A 24,175-nucleotide genomic window follows, 5' to 3' on the forward strand; every position below is an offset into this window, starting at 1 on the left:
CGGGCGTTCTGTTCTTGGTCGGATGAGACGACCGGTCCGGGTTTTGCTTTTTGGGCGAGTTGGGGCTAGCTGTCCTCGAAGCGGGCGGTCGCGCACGGCGGGCAGAGGCGCATGAGCTCAGCGCCCTCCTCGCCCTGGCCCTCGACGAACGGGTCGGGCATCCGCTTGACGTCTGGGCGGCGTTCGCCGCACTCCTCGCAGCGGTGCGGGATGAGGGGCATCGGTGATCTCCTGTCTGGCTGTGGGGCCTTCTGGCGGCTCCCCGCCCGTCCCGGCCGGGGGTGGCCCGGGGCGGACCGGGCGGCCGTCAGTCCGGGATGCAGTGCCACCGGGCGGGGTTGTCGGGGTCCTGGACGAGCCGCTGCCGCCGCTCCCCGCCGCTCCCCACGGGCTCCCCGCCAACTCCCCGCCGCTCCCCGCCACTCCCCGCGATAGGGCTCTGACCTGCGTCCCCACCCGTGGGGAGCCCTGTGGGGTGGGGAGTGGGGAGGTCCGCGGGGGAGGGGAGGGGTGGCATGTCGTCGCGGTGCACGCCCGCGTATCCGCCGACCTTCCCGACGCGCACCTTGGGGCGGGTGGGGATGTGGTGGTCGGCGAGCACCTTCTTGAGGGCCTCTGAGCGGGCGTCCTTGCACCCCTCCAGCCGCTCCCGCATGAGGGGCAGCAGCACCTTCAGGTGGACCCCCTTCTCAGCCCCGATCGAGGCCCGCACCAGGGCCACGACCGGGTGCTCGACAGGGGCGCCGGCAGAGGGTGCGGCGGGAGCCTCCGCGGGGGTCTCCTCCCCCGCCTCCTCGCCGTCCTCCTCGGTGCCCTTCTTGCGGGCCGCAACGCGGGCCTTGAGGCAGGCGACGCACCACCCGGCGGCGAGCGGCCACATGACCCCCGGGTGAGCCTCCAGCAGGCGCCACAGGCCGTACCCTGCACCGCCCAGGACACCAACCCGCGCCCAGACCCCGAGGTCTGCGGAGATGCCGTCCAGGTCGCCCCGGTGTCCCCGGCGGCACCAGGCCCATGTGCCGGGCCCGATCTGCTTGGCCAGCTCGGAGTTGCCGTCCGCGAACGCCTCGATGAGCCGCCCGACGGAAGCGCCGGCCTTCTCCGCGACCTGCTCCGCCTTCTCGACCCGGGCCTTGAGGCCGGTGTCCTCCGTGCCCGCCTCGGGCTCCTCGGCAAGCGGCTTGTCCAGGCTGATCGTCACAGCGACCACCCGCCGTTGAGCGCGTTCGTCAGCCACGCACCGCCGGTGTTGTAGAGGTCCGGCACCCACTGCATGAGGGACGCGAAACCGGCCGTGGCGCACAGGGTGACGCCCACGAGCACGCCGCCGAGCATCCGCTTCTTGTCCGCCTTGCCCGACGCCTTCAGGACGATCCCGCCGACAATCGTGCCGATCAGCACCATGCAGGCCCCGCCGTACGTCAGCGTGGCCATGCTGCCGTGAGCGAGGGTGGTGGGGCCGTGCGCGCCGGTCGCGACGCCCACCGCCTTCTCCCCCACCTTGTTCGTCATCTCGGTGGCCTGGACGGCGACGGCGCCCAGGAGCCCGCCGACGCACAGCGTCCAGCTCGACCCGGTGATGATCCCCCCGGCGTACGGCATCAGGGACTTGATCTCCCGGTTGCCCTTCCACCAGGTCCGCGCGCTGAGCACCAGCACGGTGGTGGCCACGGTCCCGCCAGCAATGGTCAGTGCGGTGTTCATGCTCGTACTCCTGTCAGGAACTCGACCGCATCCGGGACGAGCACGCCCCAGCTGCCGCCGATGAGGGTGGTGGCGACGCCGAATGCGTCGAGCCAGTTGAGGCGCCGGACGAGATCTCCGGCGAGGGTGGTGCGGAGGCGGCAGGGCCGGTGGATGCGCGCGGCCACCACCGCCACGGCGACGGCGGCCGCGACGTGGGACACCGCGGGGTGCGCGTCCGCGCCGATGTGGTGCAGCAGCGAGCCCCAGACCCGGCCGGCGCCGTACCCGAGGTGCGGCAGCGGGACGATCGCGGCCGCCGTCGCGGTCACCGCCACCAGCGGGGACACCCGGTAGGGGACCGCCCGCGCGAGGCGCTGCCACCAGGTCAGGTCCGGCTCGACCGGGACGGGCTGGTGGATGGTGACGTGGATGTCGATCTGCTGCGGCTGGGTCGGGGCCGGCGGCTGCGGCGGCAGCCACGGCGCCATCCCTCCACCGCCGGGCGGAACGGGCGGGGACGGCGGCAGGCGCCACAGCCAATCGCCGGACCCGCCAGCGGCGGTGGCCACCTCGGGGACAGGCGACGCGGCCGGGGTGGACACCGGCTCCTCAGCGGTGGACGGCGAGCCCGGACGGACCGACCACGCGTCCGCCGGGATCACCCGGCTCGGGGTGATCGCCTGGGCCTGGACAGGCAGGTGGACAGTCGGCGCGGACTCCGGCAGCGGGGGGACGGCGGTCATCCGAGACCCCCGATCCGGTGGCGCAGCCAGGCCCGCACCCGCAGTTCGTCACCGTCGGGACCGGCGACCACCGGCCGCCGGGCGGCCACGTAGCCGGGCGGGAGGCTGGTCGGTGCGGGCTCAACGTCCCGCCACCACCCCTGGACGGGCAGGATCGTGCGCGTCAGCACAATGGGCTCGCTCATGCCGCCTCCCCCAGCGACATGGCCATCTGCCCTGTGAAAGAAAGGCGTTCGGGGATGACGACGAACGGCTGGCGGGAGGGACGCCCACGGCGCTGCCGCTGGGAGGCCCAGGTATCAGTGCGCATTGTTCCTCCTCCTTGAGGCTGGCGATGTCAGCTCGCGATGGCGGTGGGAAAGGCGGCCAGCTGGGGTTCGCGGGTGCGGACTCGGGCACGGGCGGTGCGGGCTGTGGACTCGGAGGCGCCGAGGCCGACGGCGGCCATGGCTTCCGTCATCCGGGCGGTGTTCGGCTGGGTGAAGTCCGTGCCGTACAGGGCGCGGATCAGTTGGTCGACGCGATTGGGGTAGATCACCGGCGTGCACAGGTCGACGGGCGTCGAGGTCTCCTCGACGGGTTCGGCCGGTGCGTCGACGGGCATCGACGGCGCCTCGATGTCGGCTACCTCCAGGAGCGGATCCGGTAGCCGGATGTCCGCCGCCGGGGCGGACTCGGTGAGCGGTTCTGCGGTCTGGTCGGGGGCCTCTTCGACGGGCGTCGACGGGCGGTCGACGGTGTCGGCATCTGCGTCGACGGGGGTCGTGATGCGGGCGGCGAGGTAGGCGTGGACTTGCCGCATGAGGGCACCGAAGGCGAGGAGGGCGGCAACCGGCGGTACGGCGGCTACGACGTAGTCGAGGCCTTGGGCGTGGTCGCCAACGCCTGCCACGTTCAGGGCGATGGAGCCGCCGGACCCAGCTGCGGCCAGGAGGATTGCCCATCCGTCGACTCGGTGGGCCAGGGAGGCTCGCAGGATGAGGAGTTCGCCGATGACGATGAACAGGTCGACGGTGGCGGGCCAGGCCCAGGAGCGGGCGGTCGCGTCGGCCATGCCGTGACGGGCGGCGACCTCCTGCAGGTGCTCGTAGGACAGCCAGAACGCCGCGGCGGTCAGGAGCACGGTCAGGGCGCCTGCCAGCACGGCGATGGCGTAACCGATGTCGACGGGCGTCGAGGACCCCTCGACGCCCGTCGACCGGCCGTCGAGGGGCTTCGACGCACCAGCATCGACGGCGGAGACTTCGTAGCTCATGCCTCGGTCTCCTCAGGCTCGTAGACCATGCCCAGGTGCCACAGGTGACTGCTGGCCTCCTGGAGATGGCCGCGCAGCTCGTCCAGGGCGACGCGTGCATCCGCGAACGCCGCCTGGGCCCCGTAGGCGTGAATCCCGGGCACGGTCCCGTCGTCCGGGGACAGCAGTCCGGCGGCCAGGTCACGCAGCACACGCCCGTCCATGTGGTCGATCGCCTGCTGCAGGCGCGCGGACATCTCCACCAGGGCGATCACGGCGCGGCTGGCCTCGGGCGTGCTGTCGTACCCGCCGTCCATGGCGGCGTGGTTGTGCCGGCGCACCGCCTCCGATGCGGCCTGCAGGTGCTCGGCGGGAGGCAAGGACTTGCTCATGCCACATCCCTCATCCCGAAGGCGCTGCCGGAGGGACGGTGGGTGCGCAGCGGGAGGACGGCGGCGGGGGCGTCATCGTGCCCACGGCGGAAGGGGCCGCGAGCGGTGCGCTGCATGGCCGTCAGTCGGCGGGTCCGGTCGTCGCGGAGCGCTGTGGCGGCCGTGCGCAGGGCGCGGTCGTAGAGGCCGGGGGCGTCGGCGAGGATGTCGCGGGCCGCGTCCAGGCGGGCCGCGCGCTCCTCGTCGCTTTCGTCGTCCTCGCCGAGCCACAGCTCCAGCGGGGTGCCGAGGGCGAGTTCGAGGGCGTCGGTATCGGTGAGGACTTGATGGCGGCCGATGTACGTCTTCATCAGGGGTACTCCGAAGTCGGGGTTGGAACGAAGGCCGGGGCGCCCGCGACGGCTCGTGGCCGGCGGGCGCCCCGACGGGCGGTGCTACAGCGAGCCGCCGGGCTGGCGCTGGGGCAGCGGCGGCATCTGATCGGTTGTGTCCGGTGCGCGATCGTGCTGGGGCTCGGGCTCGCTCATGAGCTACCGCCCTTGAGGGCTGCGGCCTGAGCGGCGGCCGCGGCCGCCGCAGCAGCTGCTCGTTGGGCTTCCTCGATGCGCTGCCGGGCGAGCGCGTCGGCGGCCTGCTGCTCGGCGATCTCGCTCACCGGGATCCACCCCCGGAGCGCGTCGCGTCGGCCTGCCGGGCGCGACGCAGGAACTCATTCATCTGATCCGAATCGCTGGACTCAGCAGCGATCAGGAATGCGAAACTGGGAACCACAGGACTGCCTCCAACTAGGTGGCCTGTGCGCGGGTCTCGGGGCTGCAACCCCGGGGCCCGCACCTGTTTCGGTCGCTCGTCACGAGTGACCACGGCCCTTGCCACCACCAGCTCGATGCCAGTGGTGGCGGGGACCGTGAGCACTGGTGCTCAGGTGGCGATGCCCGGCCGCCGAAGAGAGGTCGGCGAGACCGTCATCGCAAGGGACGCGGTGGGCGAGCTGCGGTGCCGGTCCAGCACGGCAGCGGCCTAGGTATGTCGACGACCCATGACGGGTTCTCCTGTCTATAGATCGGACTCGGGTTGTCCGTAGCCGTCGGACGCCGCCGGCCGGAAGGCCGGGGTAGCGACGACTCCCGCCCACTCCCGAAGGTCAGTGGGCGGCGCTCCTTTTTTCACCCCGGGGAGGTGAGTGGCCCCGGGCCGCCCTGAGCAGGGGACGGCGTCCTGTTGCCCGGATCGCTCCGAGCTACCTCCCGAGCCTTGCGAGGGCTGGAGGTGGCCTCCCGGGCCCCGTGCTGCTGGGCCGAAGGCGGCCCCATCGACCACCTGTGCAGGTGGCTGGGACGGCACGCTGTTCACTTCTGAAGCAACGACCGCTTCCTTTCGGCCCGTGTCACGGGGCTGTCCGGGCGGCACAGATGGAGCTTTTGCGCAGGTCAAAGCAATGTCCTGCTGGTTGCTGATCGCCCTGGACGGGATGACCAGCAGTGAGACTGTTCTAGCACGACTGATACAACCGGCACAATGTGTTGTGTTGTGTTGTGTGTGCCGGTTGGGCTGGTTCAAGGGGCGGATAGCATCGCGGTATGACGCCCACCGCCGATGCCTCGCGCAGAGTGAACGAGCAGATCGCGGACGCCCTTCAGAGGGACATCGAGTCAGGCAAGCTCAAAGCAGGTGAGAAGCTGCCGGCGGTCCGGTCGATCGCGAGCGACTTCGGGGTGGCTGCCGGCACCGCGACCAAGGCGCTCCAACTGCTCGCCCAGCGCGGTGTCGTACGCCCCGACTCGACGCGTGGCTACTTCGTGAACAGCCAGGCGGAAAAGCCGGAGGGTTCGGAGCCCAGTCCGGAGTTCGTAGCGATCATGAAGGAGATTGAGGCGATCCGGGCTCATCTGGCGCGCCTGGACGACCGTCTTCATCAGCTGGAGGAGACGAAGCATCCGGAGTGATCCCCTCAGGCAGACGTTGTGCCCTGCGGGACAGTGCGTCTACCTGCGCGGTGAGCTGCCTGATCTCCGCGATGACCTGCTGCCGCTCACGTGCCGTCAACCCCACGGCTGAACCCCCTAGTTGCTGTCTCAGCGCGTCTCACCCTGTACGCCTTCGACGCTATGGCGCGTGGCTCGGAACACCCCGGAAAATCCTTCCGGGGACCCGTGCCGAACTGAGCTGAGGCTGTAACCATGCGAGGAATGACGCAGCACCTAACGACCGGCGAGCGTGTTGCCTGGTACCGCCATCGCCGCGGTCTGTCCCAGGACGTACTGGCCGGCCTTGTCGGCCGCACTGCCGACTGGCTCGGGAAGGCGGAGAACAACCGCATCGAACTCGACCGCCTCTCGGTGATCCGGGCGCTTGCTCACGCGCTCGACGTGTCCATCGGCGATCTGCTCGGTGAGCCGACCCTGCTGGAGTGGTCGAAGGACAGCGGCCGGCGCACCCTGCCAGCGCTCCGCGAAGCGCTCATGGACTACCGGCAGCTCGCCCCGCTCATCGGGACGCCGGACGCCGGCGAACCTCCGACGCTGGCGGCGCTCCGCTCTGATGTGGGCGAAGTCTGGGACGCCTACCAGGACTCGCGGTACGGATTCGCTGCCCGACAGTTGCCTTCGCTCCTGTCCGACGCGCTGCTCGCGGCCCGGTCCAGCTCCGGTGACGAACGGGAGGAAGCGAACGGCCTGCTCGCCATGACCTACCAGGGTGCCGCCCTGGTGCTCGGCAAGCTCGGCGAGAACGAGCTGGCCTGGATCGCCGCGGACCGAGGACTCGCCGCAGCACAGCTGAGTGGGAACAAGGTGATCATTGGGTCGCTGTTCCGCTCCGTGACCCACTGCCTGCTCTCCGCGGGACGCTTCGAGACGGCCGCGCAGCTCGTCAAGGATGCGGCTGGCTACCTGGAGCCGGGCCTCGGCGAACCGACGCCGGCGTACTTGTCCATCTACGGCACGCTGTTCCTCACCGGGGCCATGGCCGCGGCCCGAGCGGAAGATCGAGCGACGGCTCGGGAGTTCCTCCAGGAGGCGGAGACCGCCGCGTCCCGGCTCGGCGCCGACGCCAACCACATGTGGACGGCCTTCGGCCCGACGAACGTGGCGATCCACCGCGTAGCCGCTGCTGGCGAGCTGGGCGACGTACAGGTTGCGCTGGACCTCGGCCCGCAGGTGGACACCCGCGCCCTCCCGGTGGAGCGGCGGGTCCGGCACGGCTTGGAGGTCGCTCGGGCGCTGAGCGCCTGGAACCGCACCGACGACGCGCTCGCCGCCGTGCTGGAAGCCGAGCAGCTTGCCCCTGAGCAGGTCAGGCACCACTACATGAGCCGAGACCTCGTCCTCGGCTGGGTCCGCGGCACCCGAGGACGCCCGAGCCGGCCGATCGCAGACCTGGCCGAGCGGCTACGAGTGGTGTGAGCTGGTTAGGCTCGGTCGTATGAGCGACAACGAGCACGAGGCGAAGATGGCGCGCCCGAGGATGGCCTCGGGCGCGTTGTTCTTTGACGAGCAGGGTCGGGTCTTGATGCTGGAGCCGACGTACAAGGACTACCGGGAGATTCCTGGGGGCTACGTCGAAGCTGGCGAGTCACCGCTGCAGGCTTGTGTCCGGGAGGTCCGCGAAGAACTGGGTATCTCGCCTGAGATTGGCCGTCTCCTCGCCGTGGACTGGGCGCCCAGCTCAGCTGAAGGCGACAAGGTTCTTTACCTCTTCGACGGCGGCGTGCTGCCTGTGGAACTCCGGGAGCAGATTCAGCTGCAAGCCGCGGAAATCGGAGCGTACGACTTCCACCCGCTGGGCGCTGTCGCTGACCTCACGATCCCGCGGCTGGCGCGGCGAATCGTCGCAGCGGCAGCGGCACGGACCGAAGGGCGGGTGGCGTATCTGGAGCACGGGCACGCTCCTTGGCCTGGTGGCCCAGTGTCACGTCACCGGCCGTGACGCGTACCTTGTGGCAATGACCTGAATTTGCACTCCATGGGCCCTTGTTTGCTCCGCCATCTCTCAAAGATCGCAATGGCGGAGCGCAATCAGTTGCCGTCGTTCACGTAGCGATTAATCGCGTCAATATCTTCGCGGTCCTTCTCCCTGTCGAGCCGCTTTTTCCACTCTAAGACCTTACCTAGTGGTGCGAATCTTATGCCGCAGAAAAGTTCGAACTCATCGATCACTTTGTCTGCGTCGTAATCGAACCAGCCGTTTAAGATTTCGATTTCTCCGGAATGGAGAACGATATGATCGACGTACCCGAGGGGGGCTGGCGAGGGGGTGCCCAGAGTCAGCGCTTTCGCCCAGGCCGCTCCTCGGGCTACGACGTCGAGGTCTCCGAGGGTTGACCTAATGCCGTGCGCCAGCATGGGGCCGCTGCCGGCGATGATGAAGTCATCGGCTGGAAGGTCCAGTGACGCCAGACTTCTAAATAGGGGCTGCTCATCAAGGTTCATGGCGACTCCTAGATTGGCGGCAGCCCGAGGGCGAGTCTGGTTGCGCACGATACCAGTAGCGCTGATGCCACACTTGCTAACGTGCCCACCAGGTAGTAATCGGCAACAAGTCTCCCTCCTTGGCTAATGGCAGTGGATCGCGTGAATGATTTCGCGGCGATCACTAGGGCAGCAGCCTCAGGCTTCCCGGAAGCCAGGAAGCCAAATAAGAGGACTCTTTCGATCCATCCGATATGCGCGGCAGAGGAGACGAATTCCGTAATTTCGGACGCAAGTATGCCGGTGGCGACATTGCTCTCGATCTCGTCAACGAGGGGCTTGACGATTTTGGCAATAATGTTGCCGCAGCCGACTACGGCGATGAGGCAGCCGGAAATTACAATGAAGATGCGATTGCTGTCGGATAGTTCAATCACTCGCCGGAAGGTGGATCCTGCTCCAATGTAAGCGTAAACGGCACCTGCGATAAGGAGCATTGCTAACGCGATACGCTTACCTGTGTTTAGTGCTGTGAAAGATGCAATCCTTTCAAAATTAATGGAGAACCGTTCCCAAGGTCTGCAGAGGAGAGCTGCCGAAACGCTGGTCATGACAACCGCGCCTAAGGTTAACCAGCCTCTCTCGCCAAGAGGAAGTGGAAGTAATCCAAAAGAGGCGTAAGCGGTAGAGAATGGAACTGCGTACCATGGCTTCTTGTGCCACGACAGTCCCATTGGCACGACTAGCGCAGCTACTACTGAGAAGACCGCTCGGTAAAACTCCACGCTTACCTCATATTTAGGGACAAGTGACGCATTGTGTGTGAATTCGACCAGCGTCATTCCTGCAACTCATGCAGTTTCCTCAGTTACCCAGTATCAAAGGTCATATAAACGTCTACTGGTGACGTGCTGGCGCCGAACTCAAAGCCTGCCCCGCAACTGCTGGTCAGGCTGATGTGATCTGGATCTGGCTGGTGTGCCCATGGCGTCAGCGCCGAGCTCCAGCCACGTCAGCGGTTCCGCAAGGACACTGTGCTCGTCATAGAACCAACGACGGCGAACAGCAGCAGGACCGAGCAGCTCTGGACGGCACCACTGGTCTCAAGAGCGAACTCAAGAGCTGCACCCGGGTCGAGTTGGGCGCCCGCGGGGGGCAGCGCTACCTGGTGTGCGGCCAACCTGCGGCCAAGATGCATACCCGGGGCAGGGATACCGCGGCTCCGTCGCAGGTCGGAGCAGGTGTCGTGCCGGGAAGCTCAGCGGTCTTGAAAACTGTCGTGGCGGCAACGTCACCGTGGGTTCAAATCCCACAGCCTCCGCAGAGGTCAGCGAAGTAGCTGGTCGGAAGGGGTGCCCTGCTTTGGTGGGGCACCCCTTCTGTGTTTGTTCTGTCTTGGCCGGGGAGTGCGGCGCTCTCACCCGGCCGGTTCCTGCACTCGAGCGAGGGGCATGGTCGCGCAGGCGCGCACCCTTTGCGGGGGATGGGGCTTATGTCAGATGCTCGATCGAGACGTCGCCCCACTGTTGCGCCATGTATTCGGCAACTAGTCGGCGATGGCAATTCCCCGCACCGTCTTCGCTGCAAAGCAGGACTGCGTTGTTGAGTAGTTCCTGAGGGACGGTGCTCTCGACGCGTCGATTCTTCATCAATTCCAGGAAGCGTTCTTCGTAGGATGCCCAGCTGGCGCCCCGCTTCTTGTAGTCATCGAGCATGGACTTGGTAGGTGCCAGATCGATGCGATGGGCGTACTGCACGTCGCAAATCTCGCTGAGGAAGTACTTCAGGTCATCGCGCTTGGCGAAGCCAGACAATTGTGAGACGTTGTTCAGACGGACATCGACCAACGTTGTCACCTCGGCTTCGCGCAATAGCCCGAAAAACTTTGCTGCGGACTTCTTCGTAAAGCCGATTGTGTATAGTTTCATTTTCCCGGCGTCCCGTTGATGCGAAGCTCCTCGTTGACGTACGCAATCCGGTGCTCCTGGCGGCTGAGAGCCTCCTGGAGGCGCTCAGCCGGCGTGCGGAATAGTTCTGGCTGGTCCAGCCCGAAACTGGCCATCAAGCGTTGCATTGCCATGGCATGGCTCTCGATATGGCCGTCGCCGTGAATGTGGTCGATGGTGATCCCGTGTTTTTCGAGCGTTCGCGCGACGAGGATGCAGCGATGGCAGTCGAGTGGTTCTTGTTCAGTGCACATGACAGCGATCCGCTCGTTCTGTGCACCCTTCAGCAGGCGGTTGATGCCGCTGACGAAAGCCGGGGTCTGGGCGAGACGGCTGTACTGCACCTGCCCGTCGACGTAGCAAGCGGCGTCCTTCGTACGCGCTCCGAGTTCCTTGCCCAGGAAGGCGTACTTGATATCGACCTCGTGCAGACTGCGAGTCACTGCATCTCGGTTGAACTGGGGGGTGAACCGACTGGCGGGCGTCGACCGCACATCGGCGACCGCCGTGATGTCGTGCTTGTGAAGTAGGCTGAGGAAATGTGAAACACTGTGCGTGGAGTGGCCGACGGTAAACACGGTATTCAGTGTCATTGCTTGCTGCCTGCTTAAATCTTTGCTCGCTCTATGATGGCTGCCACTAATTTGTAAGCGTAACCTTCGTGCGGTTCGCCGAGACTCACCGTAAGGAAAGATTCGCTCAGTTTGTAGGACCCTTCCGGCTTGTTCACGTACGCCTTTTCATACTCGGGATCGGTCACTCGCAGTATGTATGGGCATCCGGCATGGTGAAAATGTGCGTCCACGACCTTCCTCGTGGCGCCGAACCTGTCACCAGGCGTGTGCACCTGTAAAGTTACACAGTCAACGCGGATGAGCTTGAGCGAGTCCGGCAAAGTGTGTGCTTGCTCAATTAACACCCGGTTGTTGTTGCCGTGATATGTGCTGTGTCCGTTGGTCCATAAGGTTTTTGGATGCTGCTCCAGCGTGAGCAGGGTGTCCCACTCGGCCCTGCCGGTCTTCTGCCAGTAGTAATGGGGATCAAGGAGCCAGTTTTCGCTGTGGTAGCTGCGTGCCTGAGGGCGGAGGAGTGGCACGGCGATAATATCGAGGACTCGCGGGTCAGTGCTGTCTGCATATTGGCGCTCGTCTTCGGATACTTCACGGTTCGGGCGGGCGCTGACTGGGCGTATCCATTGCCCTGAACCCTCGTCAACCATTCCCGCCACGCATCGACCCTTAATCTTGCGCGAGTTTGCTAAGCACACGAGCGTCTTGACAGTTGCCATGTGTCCCCCAATGCTGATGTGCTGGCCCGTTCGTGACGATAACGCGGCGCACTAACACAGAGCGATGGTTGCCAGTGAAGTAACCACCGCAATCAGCCAGGCTCGGGTCGAGAAGTCACGCCTGGAAGAAGAGCCTCGTCGAGCCGCCCGTGGCCCATAACCCTGGGCTGGCCCCTCTTTTTCGATCATGGCGGACTTCCATCTCGCAGGTCAGCCACAACTTTCTGGTCAGCCGCACCCCTGAGAAGCTTGTGCAACAGGCAGGCGCCTCCCGGTCAGTTGGGGGCGGTGGGCCAGTTCACGTGGGCCATCAACTCTGCCGGCCCACCACAGGGCCCGCATAACAATGGCTCAGATCTTGTCCCGCACTCGATGTTGGGGGGAGGGGGCTGAGGGGGGCTGCCGTCTCACCTCGGCCTTGCCGCCCACGTGGCGTCAAAAGAGCTGGTTTCGCTCGGTGTTCCGACCCGTAGGCGATTCGCCATGACCGACGGTCGCGACCTGTTCCGGGGTGCCTACCTGGCACTATGTGGCCAGCCGGGTGCTGGGTGAGGCGGCAGCGCCAGGCGCGGCGCCGCGGAGCTTGGCTGAAATGCGATTGGCTGTGCCGATCACGCGCTGGGATGCTCGTTCCCGACCATGGTCAACAGGGGAACAGGAGTACCACCCATGAGGACGAAGCTCATCGCGCTCGGTGGCGCCGCGCTTATCGCGACGCTGCCGCTCGCCACCGCCGAAACCGCATCCGCCTCGTCCGTGTGCCGGAAGGGCTCGGTCTGCACGTGGTCGAAGAATGACTTCGGCGGTACGAAGAGCACCAGCGGCTTGAACCCCTCGTCGGGCTGCTACCCGTGGAGCGGCAAGACCGTCTCCAATCAGAGCAAGAGGACGATCCGGGTGTACAGCGGCGTCTCGTGCTCCGGCAAGCGCGTCGACATCAAGAGCGGTCACTGGGGGCAGACCAAGCCGGGGGCGACGATCAAGTCCATCGCGGTCATCGGCCCGTGATCTCCGGCTAGGAGCTACTGGCACCCGCAGAACCGAGACACGGTCCCGGCCCTCGCATCCCGGCCCGGGGCCGTGTAGGTGCGGGGGCCGACTGCTGCGCGGTTGGCGTCGAGTCAGCTCCGTACCGCGCCGGGGAGCTCCGTCGAGTCGGGGTGGAACTGCCACCCGGTGCCGAAGTGCCGGTTGTGGACTTCCCCGACGTACCAGGAGGCGGTCTGGAGGAAGTCGCCCCCTTCGTCCTAGTGGGCCTGCTCGACGGTGGCGTAGCGGCTGCGGATGAGGTCTTCGACGCGGGCGAGTGAGTCGAGGCTGAAGTCCCATGTGCCGGGGGTCTGTTCGGCCCAAGCGGGGAACTCGGAGTGCTGGATGGTCAGCCAGGCATTCAGGACCGAGTTGTCGGACCTGAGCCGGTCGAGCCGGCGCAATTCCTCGTACTCGTTGTCGGTGATGTCCACCGCTGCGACCGTATCGGTCGGTCGTGAGAGGGGAGTAACCGCGGTGCGCAGGTGGGGAGTTGATGCCTCCTTCACGGGAATTCGCTGATTTCGAGGGCTCGGTGCTGCGATGCAGCGGTTCGTTTGGCGGGGAAGCGGAATGGGGGGCTTCTCTGCCGAATGGCAGATGTGGTGGGGCCTGGGGCGGGTCGAGACTGCGGATGCGCCTCGGGGGAGCGGTCGACGTCGGCTTGCTGTGGTGGTCGAACCGGGCGCGTTTGCTGGCGAGGGGAAGCGAGCGGTCTATGGGTGTCTTTCGGGGCGTGCCGGCTGCCAGGTGTGGGGTTCCTGGGGTGTCGCGGCTGGTGGCGATGGTGGTGGTGACGGTGCTGGCGTTGATGGGGGTGGTGGTGCCGGTCGGGGGTGGGGCCGGGGGTGAGGCGTACGCCGCTGGGGAGCGGGGGGCGCGGTGGACGCAGGGGTGGGGTGCTGCGGTGCAGCAGCCTGTTGAGGGGGATGTGGATGACGTTCCTAACTGGTCGAGGCGGGGGTTTCGTCATCAGTCGGTGCGGCAGGTCGTGCGGGTCGGGGTCGGCGGGGAACGGGCGCGGATCAGGCTGTCCAATCGGTACGGCAGGACGCCGCTGCGGGTGGACGGGGCGGTGATCGCGCGGTCCGGGGGAGGGGCGCAGGCGTGGCCCGGGACCGCGAAGAAGGTGACCTTCCGGGGCGCCCGTTCGACGGTGATCCCGGCGGGCGGGGAGGCGGTCGGGGATGCGGTGACGCTGTCCACGTCCCCGTTGGAGAATCTGGTGGTCACGCTGTACTTCGCCGGTGCGACCGGACCGGCGACCTTCCACCGAGTCGGGCTGGCGGCCTCCTACCGGGCTGACGGGAATCACCTCGACGATGTGTTGGCCCAGGCATTTCGTGAGTCCTCGCAGTCGTCTTACTTCCTCGACGGGGTTGATGTCTCCGGGCCGTTTCGGGCGCGGCGGAACACGGTGGTGGCGTTGGGGGATTCGGCTACCGATGGAGTGGGGGCCACAGCGGAGGCCAACGGCCGGTATACGGATGTCCTCGGCGAGCGGCTGGTCGCCGGGCGCCGGAACCTTGGTGTGGTCAATGCCGGTATTGCCGGGAGCATGCTGTTGACCAGCAGTTCCTGCTTCGGGGAGAAGGGCATCGCGCGGTTCCGGCGGGATGTTCTGGACCGGCCGGGGGTGCGAACGGTGATCGTTGAGTTGGGGGCCAATGACGTCGGGGCCAACTGGTCCACGGGCCCCTGCTTTCCGTCGTCGCACAAGCCGGTCTCGGCGCGCCAGATCACCGAGGGATACCGGGCGTTGATCCGTGCCGCGCACGGGCGGGGGATCAAGGTCATCGGGGCCACGCTGGTGCCGTTGAGCGGGTATCCGGGCTACCCGGGCCCTGCCGGCAAGGTTGAGCGGCTGCGTACGCAGGTCAACCAGTGGATACGGACCAGCGGGGCGTATGACGCGGTCGTCGACTTCGACAAGGCCCTGGCGGATCCGGCCCATCCGGAGCGGCCACGGCCGGGCTACGTCTACGAGGACGGGCTGCACCCGAACGACGCCGGATACCAGGCCATTGCCAACGCCTTTGAGTTGTCGGTTCTTTGACGATCAGTGGTCGCGGCGGTCGCGGCGGTCACGGTGATTGCTGTGACCGCGGCGGCCACGGTGGTCGCGGCGAATGCGGTGGTCGTGGCGGTCGCTGGTACGGATCGCCGCCTGGCTGGATTGGTTTATGGCGCCACCTTTTAAGGTGCCACCTTTTATTGAGGCATTCTTTCTTCTTTTGTGGGGTGGGGTCGCCTGGAAGGCTGTCATGGGCGGGACTCGGCTGGAGGGAGAGAGGGGGATGGGAATCTGCCATGCAAGGGGTGTGCGGTGGCGGTAAAATTGCGCCGGTGAGGTGGGGAGTGGGGGAGGGAGTTGGGTGGTCGGGGGCTGCCGTGGGAAAACATGCGGGTGTCTGGAAACGCTTCTAGCGTGAGTGTCATGGGTACTCAACAGACAACACAGGACAAGTACTACGTCGTGGTTGCCGGTGACACGCTTTCCGGTATCGCTTCCCGTTTCCGTACCACTGTGAAGCAGCTTCAGATCTGGAACAACATTTCGGATCCGAACATCATCAAGGTGGGCCAGCGGCTCCTTGTCGCCAAGGCCACGGCGGGAGAGCCGCAGCCGGGCGATCCCAGCTTCGTTCCGTTCCCTGGCGGCGAATGGTTCAAGACCCTGCCGACCAGCCCGATCATCGAGATGATGGGGCTGCGCCTCGTGGAGGAAGGGTGTGGCGCCGCTTACGGGTTCAGCGGTCCCGGGCCGAAGTGGAATGACAAGCACCGTCAGGCCTATGCCTGCTTCCAGAGTGCGCTGGGATACTCGGGCTCGGATGCGGACGGGTGGCCGGGGCGCAAATCCTGGGACCAACTGCGTGTTCCGTTCCCGGAGGAGGGCTGTGACGCCCAATGAGGCGCGCCAATGAGGCACTTCGGTTTGCCGGTCTGCTGGATTTCTTCTCTTCGTGGTCCCAGCCGGTATGCCGGTCAAGTTGGCTGGAATAGCGTGGAACCACTTGGAATCCCTGCCGTGTGGCTGCCGGGAAGAAGAATGGCGGCTGCGGGGCGGGGATTGCTGTGAGATGGGGATTGTTGCGGGGAGTGTGGGTTGCTGTGGGATTGCCGTGCGAGGGGCCGGGGCGCGGTAAAGTGGTGGTGGAATCTGGAATTAGCTTCGCGGCATGATGCGGAAAGTGGGCAGGGGTAACGGTGGGTGCGCGGAGGGCGGGGGAAACGGACGGGTCCCGGCAGAGGGCTGTGGTGATTCGGCGGGCCGAGGGGCGGGATGCCGGGCGGCTCACTCGGCTGGTGCGGAGTTCTCGCGCGTACGAGGGCCGGTACTCCTCGATGGTCGAGGGGTATCGGGTGGGGCCGGACTACATCGCGGCGCATCGGGTGTTCGTTGCCGTGGAGGAGGCCGCCGGCGGTGCGGGCCCCGGTGAGCAGGAGCGGGTGTGGGGCTTCTACTCGCTCATGGTGGAGCCGGCCGAGCTGGATCTGATGTTTGTGGCGGACCAGGCGCAGGGGTACGGCATCGGGCGCCGGCTGGTCGCGCACATGCGGGACGAGGCGCGGCGGGTCGGCCTCGACCGCGTGCGCGTGGTGGCGCATCCGCCCGCCGAGGGTTTCTACCGGAGCGTGGGTGCCCGGCCGGTCGGTACGGTGCGGGCCAATCCACCCGCGGTGATGTGGGACCGGCCGGAGCTGGTCTTCCTGGTGGAGCCCGGCGAGGAGCGCTGACCCTGTGGTCGCGGGGCAGGGCGCAGTGCGTTCGGGGCAGGGAGGCGGGCCTGGCTGTAGCTCGCGGGGGCGTGGGCCTGGGCGCGGGGCGCGCGGGGTGGGATGGCAGGCTGCGGGCTGGGCGGGGAAAATCGTTGGCGGGGTAGGTCTCTTGCGGTGATTGTGGCGGTATGACGCGATCATTTGAGGACCTGGTGGCCGAGGCCGAGGCCGTATCGGTCGAGGGCTGGGATTTCTCGTGGCTGGCGGGGCGGGCCACGGAGGAGCGGCCCTCGTGGGGATATCAGCGGGCGATGAGTGAGCGGTTGGCGAGTGCGTCGGCCGCGCTGGATCTTCAGACGGGCGGCGGTGAGGTGCTCGCCGGGGCGGCGAAGTTGCCGCCGGTGATGGTGGCCACGGAGTCCTGGCCGCCGAATGTCGCCAAGGCCACCGCGCTGCTGCACCCGCTCGGTGCGGCGGTGGTGGCCGATGCGGATGAGCCGCCGCTGCCGTTCGCCGATGAGGCATTCGGCCTGGTGACGAGCCGCCATCCGGTGACGGTGTGGTGGGAGGAGATCGCCCGGGTGCTGCGGCCCGGGGGCACGTACTTTTCCCAACAGGTCGGTCCGGCCAGTGTGTTCGAGCTGGTGGAGTACTTCCTGGGGCCGCAGCCGGAGCACGTACGGCGCGGCCGCCATCCCGAGGACGCGCGCCGGGCGGCGGAGGCGGCGGGCCTTGAGGTGGTCGATCTGCGCGCGGAGTCGCTGCGGACCGAGTTCTTCGACATCGGGGCGGTCATCTACTTCCTGCGGAAGGTGGTGTGGATGGTGCCCGGCTTCAGGGTCGGCCAATACCGGGATCGGCTGCGGGAGTTGGATGAGCTGATCCGCGAGGAGGGGCCGTTCGTGGCACAGACGACCCGGTTTTTGATCGAGGCGCGGAAAGACACCCCCTAAGGCTCGCCGGGCCGGCTGTCCGGTCGGGGGCTCTGGATGGCGTGTCCGGTAGGCCTGCTCGTCTGCCCGCCCCGTCTTGCCCGCCCCCTGCCTTTCCCGGCCGGGCTGCTTCTTCGGTCCGCCTACGGTCGGCTTCTGCGGCCTGCCTCTGCGTCCGGCTCTTCGGACTCTCCCCTCAGACTCTGCCCTCGGACTCTCCCTGCGGACTCTCCCCTCGGGCCGATGCCTCGGTTCGCCTCCTTGGGGCGCCTCCTCGGGCCCGCTCGTTCCGGGACGGGCCGTCGGCCGACAGGTGCCGCCTAACCGCGGCGGGTCGCCGAGGCGATCGTCGCTCGGGCCTCCTCTGCGGGCAGGCCGGTGTGGCAGGCGGCCTCGGTGAGCCTGGCGGCGAGTTCCTGGACGAGGCCGGATTCCTGGGCGCGGCAGGCGGCCCAGAAGAGGCGGGCATTGCGTTGGCCGCGCGGGGAGGCCCGGACGAAGCGTATGAGCGCCGCGGCGGGCTGGGGCGGGACGCCGTAGGGCGGCTCGCGGTGGGCGGGCGGGGGCGGGGCCGTGAGGAGGGTGAGCAGGGTGTTCGGCACGGGGGCGGGGCGGGGTGGTGTGTTCGTCGCGAGAACGTACCGGCCGTGGGTGGTGAGTGAGCCGGGGCCGACGAGATAGCCGCCCGCGCCGCGGACGTCGATGCCGGGGGCCAGTCGGCCGACCGAATTCGGTATGGGTGGGGACGGCGGGCCGGTGAACCAGAGGTGGCGGCCGCCGCTGGGGGTCAGGACCGTGACGGTCGGCGGGAGCGGGAAGCCGTGCTCTTCGGCGAGGAACCGGAGGGCGGTCAGGCCGTCGGCGCCGTTCTTGGTGTCGAGGTCGATGCCGATGAGGTGGTGCGGGGGCCGTCCGCAGGCGATGCCGTAGCCGGTGGCCCAAGGCGCGGCGGCGAACATACGGCGGACGGTGAGCGGGTCGGTGCTCGCGTCGTGTACGCCGTGCCCGAGCCAGCCGCAGGCGCCGCGGCAGGTCGGGACCTCGGGGTGCCCGCGGTGCGGGGACCGGATGGCGGGGAGCTTGCTGCGGGTCAGCGGCATGACGGGGTAGCCGGCCTCGGCGGCGAGCAGCGCCTGGGTGAGCGCGGCGGCGGGCGGGTCTGTGAGCGCGGTGGCGGATGCGTCCACGGGGGCGGCCGGGTCCATGGGCGCGGTGGGGGGCCGGTCCCCGGGCGCGGTGGTGGGCGCCTCCGTGGGTCGGGCGGGGCGCAGGTCGGCCCACGGGTCGGGCTGCCGGTGGGCCCTCGGGTCGGGCTTCTGCTCGGCCCGCGGATCCGGTTGCTTGCCGCCCGACGGGTCGGGTCTCGCGCCGCGCCATGGGTCAGGCGTCATGCCTCCCCGTGGTTTTGGCCGGCTGTCGGTCCATGGGTCGGGCGGGTGGTCGGTCGGTCTTCCGGCATGGCGGCGGTGCATGGCCATGGCTCTATTTTCGTACGGATGTTCGACAAAGGGAAGGGGGGCGTGTGCGCATTGACCCGCGCGCCGGGTGCGTCGATGCGCCGGGGTGGGTTCGTCGGCCGCGCCACGGACGGGCCGCCGCGGGACCCTGCGTCGCCGCGGGGGGTGTGACCGGGGGTACGCGTGCGACAGGGGTTTACTCGGGGTTCCTCATGCTTGCGGGGGAATCGCCGCCTCGCGACGGGTTCGCCGGGCGTTCGTGGGCAAAGCTGAGTTCGCGACGTTGAGGTAGGTGTCGGGGTGGTCGGCCAACTGACCGATGCATCAGCGGAGTTCAGTCATCCAGGGTCGGTGGTCGGCGCCAGTGCCGGCACTGGGCAACCAGCGTTCGCACCACCAGCACCACAGGCCCGCACCACCGCAGGCCCGCGCCACCGCAGGTCCGCACGACCACAGATCCGTAACCGCAGACCCGCACGACCGACCCGTAAGGCAAGCCCGCCCGGCAGTCCACCTGGCAGCCCGTCCGGCAGCCCGTCCGGCAGGCCCGCGGGTCGGATGATCCAGCAGTTGTGTTCCGTAGGAGGAAGAGACATGGCAAGCACCCGTACCGCCCGCGTCCTCGCCGTTGCCGCCGCGCTGCCCTTTGCGGCCACCCTTTTCACCGGTGTCGCGCAGGCCGACAACGGCGGCTTCGCGACCAGTGGGTCGAGTTCGGCGGCGACGAGCCAGACGGGGACCGGTGTCGGTGGTGACAACCTCGGCAATTCGACCACCGGCCAGCAGGTCGCCAACGGTGCCGGCGCCTCCAACCAGAACAACACCGCGAGCGTGAACGGCTCCTCCGGCCCCATGGACATCGACCAGACCAACTCCACCGTCACCTTCAACAACTTCGAGTGATCCCGCCCGCCGCCTAGGGGACGCGGCGGCCATCCGGTGGGGAGACGTCAGGGTCGGCACGGAGGGAATGGGGCTTCTCCGGGGTTCACTGCGCCGACCTTGACAGCGAGCGGGTTTCTGACGGACAGTCAGAAACCCGCTCGCTCGTTCGTGTGTCCGGACCCAGCGCACCGGGCGTACGGCCACCAGAAGGGGAGGCCGCCGACGTGCACCTCGCCCCCACCGCGCGCCAAGAGCGGCTGCGTGCCGCACTCCGTTCGTACTTCCGGGAGCTGCTGCCGGACGGGCCGGTCGAGGACGCCGCGGCGCAGCGTGCGGTACTGCGCCGGATCGGCGCCGACGGCATGCTGGGCCTGGGCTGGCCGACCGCGTACGGCGGGCAGGGGCGCGGCCCCGACGAGCAGTTCGTGTTCTTCGACGAGGCGTACCGCGCGGGCGCCCCGGTCTCGATGGTCACCCTCAACACCGTCGGCCCGACCCTGATGAAGTACGGCACCCAGCAGCAGAAGGACTACTTCCTGCCGCGCATCCTCAGTGGCGAGCTCGTCTTCGCGATCGGCTATACGGAGCCCGAGGCCGGCACAGACCTTGCCGCACTCCGCACCCGCGCGGTGAAGCGACCGGGCGCGGGTCGCGCCACTAAGGGAGCCGAGGGCTTCGACGACGCCTCGGGCCCCGGCAGCACCACCGAGGGCGCGGGTGCCAGTGGCATCACCGACGACGCCCACTGGCTGATCAACGGCACCAAGAGCTTCACCAGCAACGCCCACCGGGCCGACTGGATCTGGCTCGCCTGTCGCACCGACCCCGACGCGCCCAAGCACCGGGGGATCTCGATCATCCTGGTGCCGACCGACGCCCCCGGTTTCTCGTGGACGCCCATCGAAACCGTCGGCGGGCTGACGACCACCGCCACGTACTACGACGGCATACGCGTCCCGGCCGGGAACCTCGTAGGGGAGGAGAACGCCGGCTGGCAGCTGATCACCAATCAGCTCAACCATGAGCGCGTCGCGTTGGCCGCCCTCGGTATGCAGGCCGAGGACGCCCTGGACGCGGCGCTGGCGTACGCCTGTACGCCGGACCGGGAGACCGGCGAGCGGCCCGCCGACCGCCCCTGGGTGCGGTCCCGGCTCGCCGAGGCGCACGCCCGGCTGGCCGCCACCCGGCTGCTGAACTGGCGGCTGGTCGACGAGGTGGGCGCCGGGAGGCTCAGCCCCGGGGACGCCAGCGGTGTCAAGTTCGCGGGGACGGAGAGCACCGTCGAGGTCTACCGGATGTGCCAGGAGGTGGCCGGGGACGCCGCCCTGGTACGGGCCGGTTCGCCGGGCGTCCTCGGGGACGGGGAGCTGGAGCGGATGAACCGTGCGGCGCAGATCAACACCTTCGGGGGCGGCGTGAGCGAGGTACAGCGGGAGATTGTCGCGACGATGCGGCTGGGGATGCGGAGGGGGCGGCGATGAGCCCGGTGCAGCTCGCATACGAGCAGCTCAAGTCCTATGAGGGCCGGCCGACCTCGGCCCCCGGCGTGGGTAAGGATCTGGTCAACGAGCCGATGATCCGGCACTGGTGCGAGGCCGTGGGCGACGCCAACCCCGCCTACCGGGGGCCGGACGCCGTCGCTCCGCCGACCATGCTTCAGGCCTGGACGATGGGCGGCCTCTCCGGCCACGCGGACCGCTCGGGGGCGTACGACGAGCTGTCCGGGCTGCTGGACGGCGCCGGGTACACCTCCATCGTGGCCACCGACTGCGAGCAGGAGTATCTGCGGCCGCTGCGGCCCGGTGACCGGATCACCTTCGACTCGGTGATCGAGTCGGTGTCGGAGTGCAAGACCACGAAGCTGGGGGTCGGACACTTCATCACGACGCGGATGGATATCCGGGCGGACGGCGAACCGGCCGGGACGCATCGCTTCCGGGTCCTCAAGTACGCGCCGGCGGCGCGGCTTCCCAAGACGGAGGAGCGGCCTCAAGAGGCGGTGGACCAGTCCTCCAAGACGGCGGAGCGGCGTCCCCAGGCGGACGACCGGCCCTCCAGGACCGACCAGCGACTGACGCCACCCCAGCAGCCCCAGCCCCGTCGCCCCCGCCCCGTCATCAATCGCGACAACGCCGGCTTCTGGGAGGGCGTCCGTGGGCACCGGCTGCTGATTCAGCGCTGTACGGGCTGCCGGACGCTGCGCTTCCCCTGGTTGCCGGGGTGCAACACCTGTGGGTCACCGGAGTGGGACACCGTCGAGGCGAGCGGCTCGGGGACGGTCTTCTCCTACGTCGTGATGCACCACCCGCCTTTCCCTGCCTTCACGGCGCCCGACGCACCGCCCGGCGCACCGCCCGACGCACCGGCCGACGGGACGGGCCCGGACGGGACGGGCTCGGGCGCGACCGGCCCGGACGCGACGGCCCCTGGCGCGGCAGGTGCAGCAGGGTCCGGCACCGCGAGCCCCTACGCGGTCGGGCTGATCGAGCTTGCGGAGGGGGTGCGGATGGTCAGCAACATCGTCGGCGTCCCCTACGACAAGGTGCGGATCGGGATGGCCGTACGGCTCGAATTCCTGCGCGCGGATGAGGAGTTGGAGCTCCCCGTCTTCCGGGTGACCGAAGGCGGTGAGGGGTGAGATGGACTTCACGCCCACCCCGGAACAGACGGCGGCCCGTGAGCTGGCCGCGGAGATCTTCGGCGACCTGTCCACACCGGAGCGGCTCGCCGCAGGCGGCAGCGGTACGGACGCCGCCCTGTGGAAGGCGCTGTGCGCGGCCGGCCTACCAGGCGCCGCGGAGGAGACCGGCCTGCTCGGACTCGTCCTGATGCTGGAGGAGCAGGGCCGTACGACGGCGCAGGTGCCGTTCGCCGCGACCTGTGTGTACGGCCTGCTGGCGATCGGCGCCCACGGCAGCGCGGAGCAGCGGGCACGGCTGCTGCCGCCGCTGCGGACCGGCGAGGCGGTCGCCACCGGGGCCTTCCCGGCGCGACACGGCGGCGTACGGGCCGAGGGCACGGCGGACGGGACGGCGGACCTGACGGCGAACGGGACGGCAGACGGGACGGCGGACCCGACGGCGAACGGGACAGGGCGGCTGACCGGCGTCGTGCCCGTGGTGCCGTGGTTGTGCGCGGCCACCCATGTGCTGGTGCCGGACGGGGCCACGCGGACGCTGTGGCTCGTACGCACCGACGCCCCCGGTGTGCGGCGGGATCCGGTCGAGACCACCGCACCGTGGTCGGCGGGCCGCCTCACCCTGGACGGTGCCCCGGCTGAACGGCTGGGCCCGGACACCCCTGCCGAACCCCTGGCCGCAGACGCCCCTGCCGAACGTCTCGCCCCGCCCGCCCCTGCCGAACGCCTGGTCTCGGACGCCTACGCCTACGCCTACGCCGACATTCTGGCCCTCGCCCGGACGGCCTTCGCCGGGCTCCAGGCCGGGGTCGCGGCCGGCTCCCTGGCCCGCGCGGTGGCCCACACCACCACCCGCGAGCAGTTCGGCCGCCCGCTCTCCACGAACCAGGGTGTGCTGCTGCGCGCCGCCGACGCCCACATGGACATCGAGGCCATCCGGGTCACGGCCTATGAGGCGGCCTGGCGCCGGGACGCGGGCCTGGACGCCGGACCGCATGCGCTGACCGCCGCCTGGTGGGCGTCCGAGGCGGGCACCCGTGTGGTGCATACCGGCCAGCATCTGCACGGCGGCATCGGCGCCGACCTCGACCACCCCGTCCACCGGCACTTCCTCTGGGGCAGACAGCTCGCCGGATACCTCGGCCCGGGCGCCGAAATCCTGGAGCAGTTGGGCGAGTTACTCACCGGGGAGCGCCCGGCGACGACCGGCAGCGCGGAGCCTGCCGACCGCCCGGCATTCGCCAATGACTCAACCCCCGCCCCCCGCCCGACCCCATCCCCCCGGACGGAGGCCCCATGACGCCCAGCAACACGAAACCGAGCCACACGAAACCGAGCCCCACCAACCCCACCACCACCCCAACCCCCGGCGAAACCCTCCCCGCCCTGACCATCCCCCTGACCCGCACCCTGATCGTCGCCGGAGCGCTCGCCTCCCGCGACTACCAGGACGTGCACCACGACCCCGAGGCGGCCCGTGCGAAAGGCTCCCCGGAGATCTTTATGAACATCCTGACCACCAACGGGCTGGTCGGCCGCTACATCACCGACCACTTCGGCCCGCGCTGCACCCTGCGCAAGGTCGCCATCCGCCTGGGCGCCCCCAACTACCCGGGCGACACCATGGTGTTGCGCGGCACCGTCACCGAAGTGACGGACGGTACGGCGGTGGTGCGGGTCGTCGGCACGAACGGCATCGGCCACCACGTCACCGGCACGGTGACCGTAGACATCCCGGAAGGGATCCCTGAACCGGAAGGGATCCCTGAAGGCGCCCCGGAGGGCATCCCCGAAGACGTCCCGGACGGCGCCC

The 24,175-nt window shown here is 68.6% G+C and carries 30 protein-coding genes and 1 pseudogene; 13 read left to right on the top strand and 18 right to left on the bottom strand.

What is annotated here, in order from left to right; all coding sequences use genetic code 11:
- Positions 1-65: 65 nt before the first annotated feature.
- The 10 genes from CP981_RS37785 to CP981_RS39195 all read right to left on the bottom strand — a co-directional run bounded on the left by CP981_RS37785 (position 66) and on the right by CP981_RS39195 (position 4,710).
- Complete coding sequence (locus tag CP981_RS37785) at positions 66-221, bottom strand: hypothetical protein (protein WP_158092646.1); 156 nt, start codon at positions 219-221, stop codon at positions 66-68.
- An 86-nt stretch (positions 222-307) separates the two neighbouring features.
- The gene (locus CP981_RS20275; protein WP_143658866.1) at positions 308-1,201 is read right to left on the bottom strand and encodes a hypothetical protein; all 894 of its coding nucleotides are present in this window, start codon (positions 1,199-1,201) and stop codon (positions 308-310) included.
- On the bottom strand, positions 1,198-1,704 hold the full coding sequence (locus CP981_RS20280; RefSeq protein WP_085924631.1) for a hypothetical protein: 507 nt from the start codon (positions 1,702-1,704) through the stop codon (positions 1,198-1,200). Before CP981_RS20280 ends, CP981_RS20275 begins: the two co-directional genes overlap by 4 nt.
- The gene (locus tag CP981_RS20285) at positions 1,701-2,429 is read right to left on the bottom strand and encodes a hypothetical protein (protein WP_085924632.1); all 729 of its coding nucleotides are present in this window, start codon (positions 2,427-2,429) and stop codon (positions 1,701-1,703) included. The genes CP981_RS20280 and CP981_RS20285 overlap by 4 nt, the downstream gene beginning before the upstream one ends.
- Positions 2,426-2,614, bottom strand: a complete 189-nt coding sequence (locus CP981_RS20290) for a hypothetical protein (protein ID WP_143658867.1) — start codon at positions 2,612-2,614, stop codon at positions 2,426-2,428. The genes CP981_RS20285 and CP981_RS20290 overlap by 4 nt, the downstream gene beginning before the upstream one ends.
- Entirely contained in the window at positions 2,611-2,739 is a 129-nt protein-coding gene (locus CP981_RS39190; protein WP_280116714.1) for a hypothetical protein, read from the bottom strand. Before CP981_RS39190 ends, CP981_RS20290 begins: the two co-directional genes overlap by 4 nt.
- A 27-nt stretch (positions 2,740-2,766) precedes the next feature.
- The gene (locus CP981_RS20295; RefSeq protein ID WP_085924633.1) at positions 2,767-3,684 is read right to left on the bottom strand and encodes a DUF2637 domain-containing protein; all 918 of its coding nucleotides are present in this window, start codon (positions 3,682-3,684) and stop codon (positions 2,767-2,769) included.
- Positions 3,681-4,055, bottom strand: coding sequence for a hypothetical protein (locus tag CP981_RS20300; RefSeq protein ID WP_085924634.1), 375 nt, complete (start codon positions 4,053-4,055; stop codon positions 3,681-3,683). Before CP981_RS20300 ends, CP981_RS20295 begins: the two co-directional genes overlap by 4 nt.
- Positions 4,052-4,405 (bottom strand): hypothetical protein, encoded by a 354-nt coding sequence (locus CP981_RS20305; RefSeq protein ID WP_085924635.1) that lies wholly within the window; start codon positions 4,403-4,405, stop codon positions 4,052-4,054. Before CP981_RS20305 ends, CP981_RS20300 begins: the two co-directional genes overlap by 4 nt.
- A 173-nt stretch (positions 4,406-4,578) precedes the next feature.
- On the bottom strand, positions 4,579-4,710 hold the full coding sequence (locus tag CP981_RS39195) for a hypothetical protein (RefSeq protein ID WP_280116715.1): 132 nt from the start codon (positions 4,708-4,710) through the stop codon (positions 4,579-4,581).
- A gap of 925 nt (positions 4,711-5,635) precedes the next feature.
- On the opposite strand from CP981_RS39195, the gene CP981_RS20310 reads away from it, so the two are divergent.
- The 3 genes from CP981_RS20310 to CP981_RS20320 all read left to right on the top strand — a co-directional run bounded on the left by CP981_RS20310 (position 5,636) and on the right by CP981_RS20320 (position 7,982).
- On the top strand, positions 5,636-6,001 hold the full coding sequence (locus CP981_RS20310) for a GntR family transcriptional regulator (RefSeq protein ID WP_085924636.1): 366 nt from the start codon (positions 5,636-5,638) through the stop codon (positions 5,999-6,001).
- Positions 6,002-6,244: 243 nt separating this feature from the next.
- A complete protein-coding gene (locus tag CP981_RS20315) occupies positions 6,245-7,459 on the top strand; it encodes a helix-turn-helix domain-containing protein (RefSeq protein ID WP_085924637.1) in 1,215 nt (404 codons plus the stop codon).
- A gap of 19 nt (positions 7,460-7,478) precedes the next feature.
- Entirely contained in the window at positions 7,479-7,982 is a 504-nt protein-coding gene (locus CP981_RS20320; protein WP_085924638.1) for an NUDIX domain-containing protein, read from the top strand.
- An 89-nt stretch (positions 7,983-8,071) separates the two neighbouring features.
- On the opposite strand, the gene CP981_RS20325 is transcribed toward CP981_RS20320, so the two are convergent.
- From CP981_RS20325 to CP981_RS20345, 5 genes are all read right to left on the bottom strand, one after another.
- A complete protein-coding gene (locus tag CP981_RS20325) occupies positions 8,072-8,485 on the bottom strand; it encodes a hypothetical protein (protein WP_085924639.1) in 414 nt (137 codons plus the stop codon).
- Positions 8,486-8,493: 8 nt separating this feature from the next.
- The gene (locus tag CP981_RS20330; RefSeq protein ID WP_143658868.1) at positions 8,494-9,306 is read right to left on the bottom strand and encodes a hypothetical protein; all 813 of its coding nucleotides are present in this window, start codon (positions 9,304-9,306) and stop codon (positions 8,494-8,496) included.
- A gap of 648 nt (positions 9,307-9,954) precedes the next feature.
- Positions 9,955-10,392 carry a DUF488 domain-containing protein gene (locus CP981_RS20335; protein WP_085924640.1) on the bottom strand — a complete coding sequence of 146 codons (438 nt, stop codon included), beginning with the start codon at positions 10,390-10,392 and terminating at the stop codon, positions 9,955-9,957.
- Positions 10,389-10,988: a DUF488 domain-containing protein gene (locus CP981_RS20340; RefSeq protein WP_208852959.1), complete on the bottom strand. Its 600-nt coding sequence runs from the start codon at positions 10,986-10,988 to the stop codon at positions 10,389-10,391. The genes CP981_RS20335 and CP981_RS20340 overlap by 4 nt, the downstream gene beginning before the upstream one ends.
- 29 nt (positions 10,989-11,017) lie before the next feature.
- Entirely contained in the window at positions 11,018-11,698 is a 681-nt protein-coding gene (locus CP981_RS20345; RefSeq protein ID WP_085924642.1) for a dual OB domain-containing protein, read from the bottom strand.
- A gap of 669 nt (positions 11,699-12,367) precedes the next feature.
- Between CP981_RS20345 and CP981_RS20350 the strand changes: the two genes are divergently transcribed.
- Positions 12,368-12,706, top strand: coding sequence for a peptidase inhibitor family I36 protein (locus CP981_RS20350; RefSeq protein WP_158092647.1), 339 nt, complete (start codon positions 12,368-12,370; stop codon positions 12,704-12,706).
- Positions 12,707-12,945: 239 nt separating this feature from the next.
- On the opposite strand, the gene CP981_RS20355 is transcribed toward CP981_RS20350, so the two are convergent.
- Both CP981_RS20355 and CP981_RS38690 read right to left on the bottom strand, forming a co-directional pair.
- Entirely contained in the window at positions 12,946-13,161 is a 216-nt protein-coding gene (locus CP981_RS20355) for a hypothetical protein (protein ID WP_085924644.1), read from the bottom strand.
- Between the two features lie 538 nt (positions 13,162-13,699).
- Positions 13,700-13,960, bottom strand: coding sequence for a hypothetical protein (locus CP981_RS38690; protein ID WP_244329713.1), 261 nt, complete (start codon positions 13,958-13,960; stop codon positions 13,700-13,702).
- On the opposite strand from CP981_RS38690, the gene CP981_RS38695 reads away from it, so the two are divergent.
- From CP981_RS38695 to CP981_RS20375, 4 genes are all read left to right on the top strand, one after another.
- Positions 13,953-14,783 carry an SGNH/GDSL hydrolase family protein gene (locus tag CP981_RS38695; protein ID WP_244329714.1) on the top strand — a complete coding sequence of 277 codons (831 nt, stop codon included), beginning with the start codon at positions 13,953-13,955 and terminating at the stop codon, positions 14,781-14,783. The two genes, CP981_RS38690 and CP981_RS38695, sit on opposite strands and share 8 nt — an antisense overlap.
- A 381-nt stretch (positions 14,784-15,164) precedes the next feature.
- Positions 15,165-15,641: a LysM peptidoglycan-binding domain-containing protein gene (locus CP981_RS20365; protein ID WP_158092648.1), complete on the top strand. Its 477-nt coding sequence runs from the start codon at positions 15,165-15,167 to the stop codon at positions 15,639-15,641.
- 296 nt (positions 15,642-15,937) lie between these two features.
- On the top strand, positions 15,938-16,468 hold the full coding sequence (locus CP981_RS20370) for a GNAT family N-acetyltransferase (protein ID WP_425282144.1): 531 nt from the start codon (positions 15,938-15,940) through the stop codon (positions 16,466-16,468).
- Between the two features lie 170 nt (positions 16,469-16,638).
- A complete protein-coding gene (locus CP981_RS20375) occupies positions 16,639-17,403 on the top strand; it encodes a class I SAM-dependent methyltransferase (protein ID WP_085924647.1) in 765 nt (254 codons plus the stop codon).
- A gap of 299 nt (positions 17,404-17,702) precedes the next feature.
- Here CP981_RS20375 and CP981_RS20380 read toward each other — a convergent pair whose 3' ends face one another.
- Positions 17,703-18,773 (bottom strand): bifunctional DNA primase/polymerase, encoded by a 1,071-nt coding sequence (locus CP981_RS20380; protein ID WP_425282145.1) that lies wholly within the window; start codon positions 18,771-18,773, stop codon positions 17,703-17,705.
- Between the two features lie 660 nt (positions 18,774-19,433).
- Between CP981_RS20380 and CP981_RS20385 the strand changes: the two genes are divergently transcribed.
- From CP981_RS20385 to CP981_RS39200, 5 genes and pseudogenes are all read left to right on the top strand, one after another.
- Positions 19,434-19,742, top strand: a complete 309-nt coding sequence (locus tag CP981_RS20385) for a hypothetical protein (RefSeq protein WP_085924649.1) — start codon at positions 19,434-19,436, stop codon at positions 19,740-19,742.
- Between the two features lie 206 nt (positions 19,743-19,948).
- Entirely contained in the window at positions 19,949-21,205 is a 1,257-nt protein-coding gene (locus CP981_RS20390) for an acyl-CoA dehydrogenase family protein (protein ID WP_085924650.1), read from the top strand.
- Complete coding sequence (locus CP981_RS20395) at positions 21,202-22,362, top strand: bifunctional MaoC family dehydratase N-terminal/OB-fold nucleic acid binding domain-containing protein (protein WP_085924651.1); 1,161 nt, start codon at positions 21,202-21,204, stop codon at positions 22,360-22,362. Before CP981_RS20390 ends, CP981_RS20395 begins: the two co-directional genes overlap by 4 nt.
- Before the next feature lies 1 nt (position 22,363).
- A complete protein-coding gene (locus CP981_RS20400) occupies positions 22,364-23,662 on the top strand; it encodes an acyl-CoA dehydrogenase family protein (protein WP_085924652.1) in 1,299 nt (432 codons plus the stop codon).
- Positions 23,659-24,100, top strand: a pseudogene (locus CP981_RS39200) (MaoC family dehydratase); the annotation flags it as partial. The gene CP981_RS20400 and the pseudogene CP981_RS39200, both read left to right, overlap by 4 nt.
- Positions 24,101-24,175: the final 75 nt, after the last annotated feature.

The sequence above is a fragment of the Streptomyces platensis genome (genome assembly GCF_008704855.1).
Lineage (GTDB): Bacteria > Actinomycetota > Actinomycetes > Streptomycetales > Streptomycetaceae > Streptomyces > Streptomyces platensis.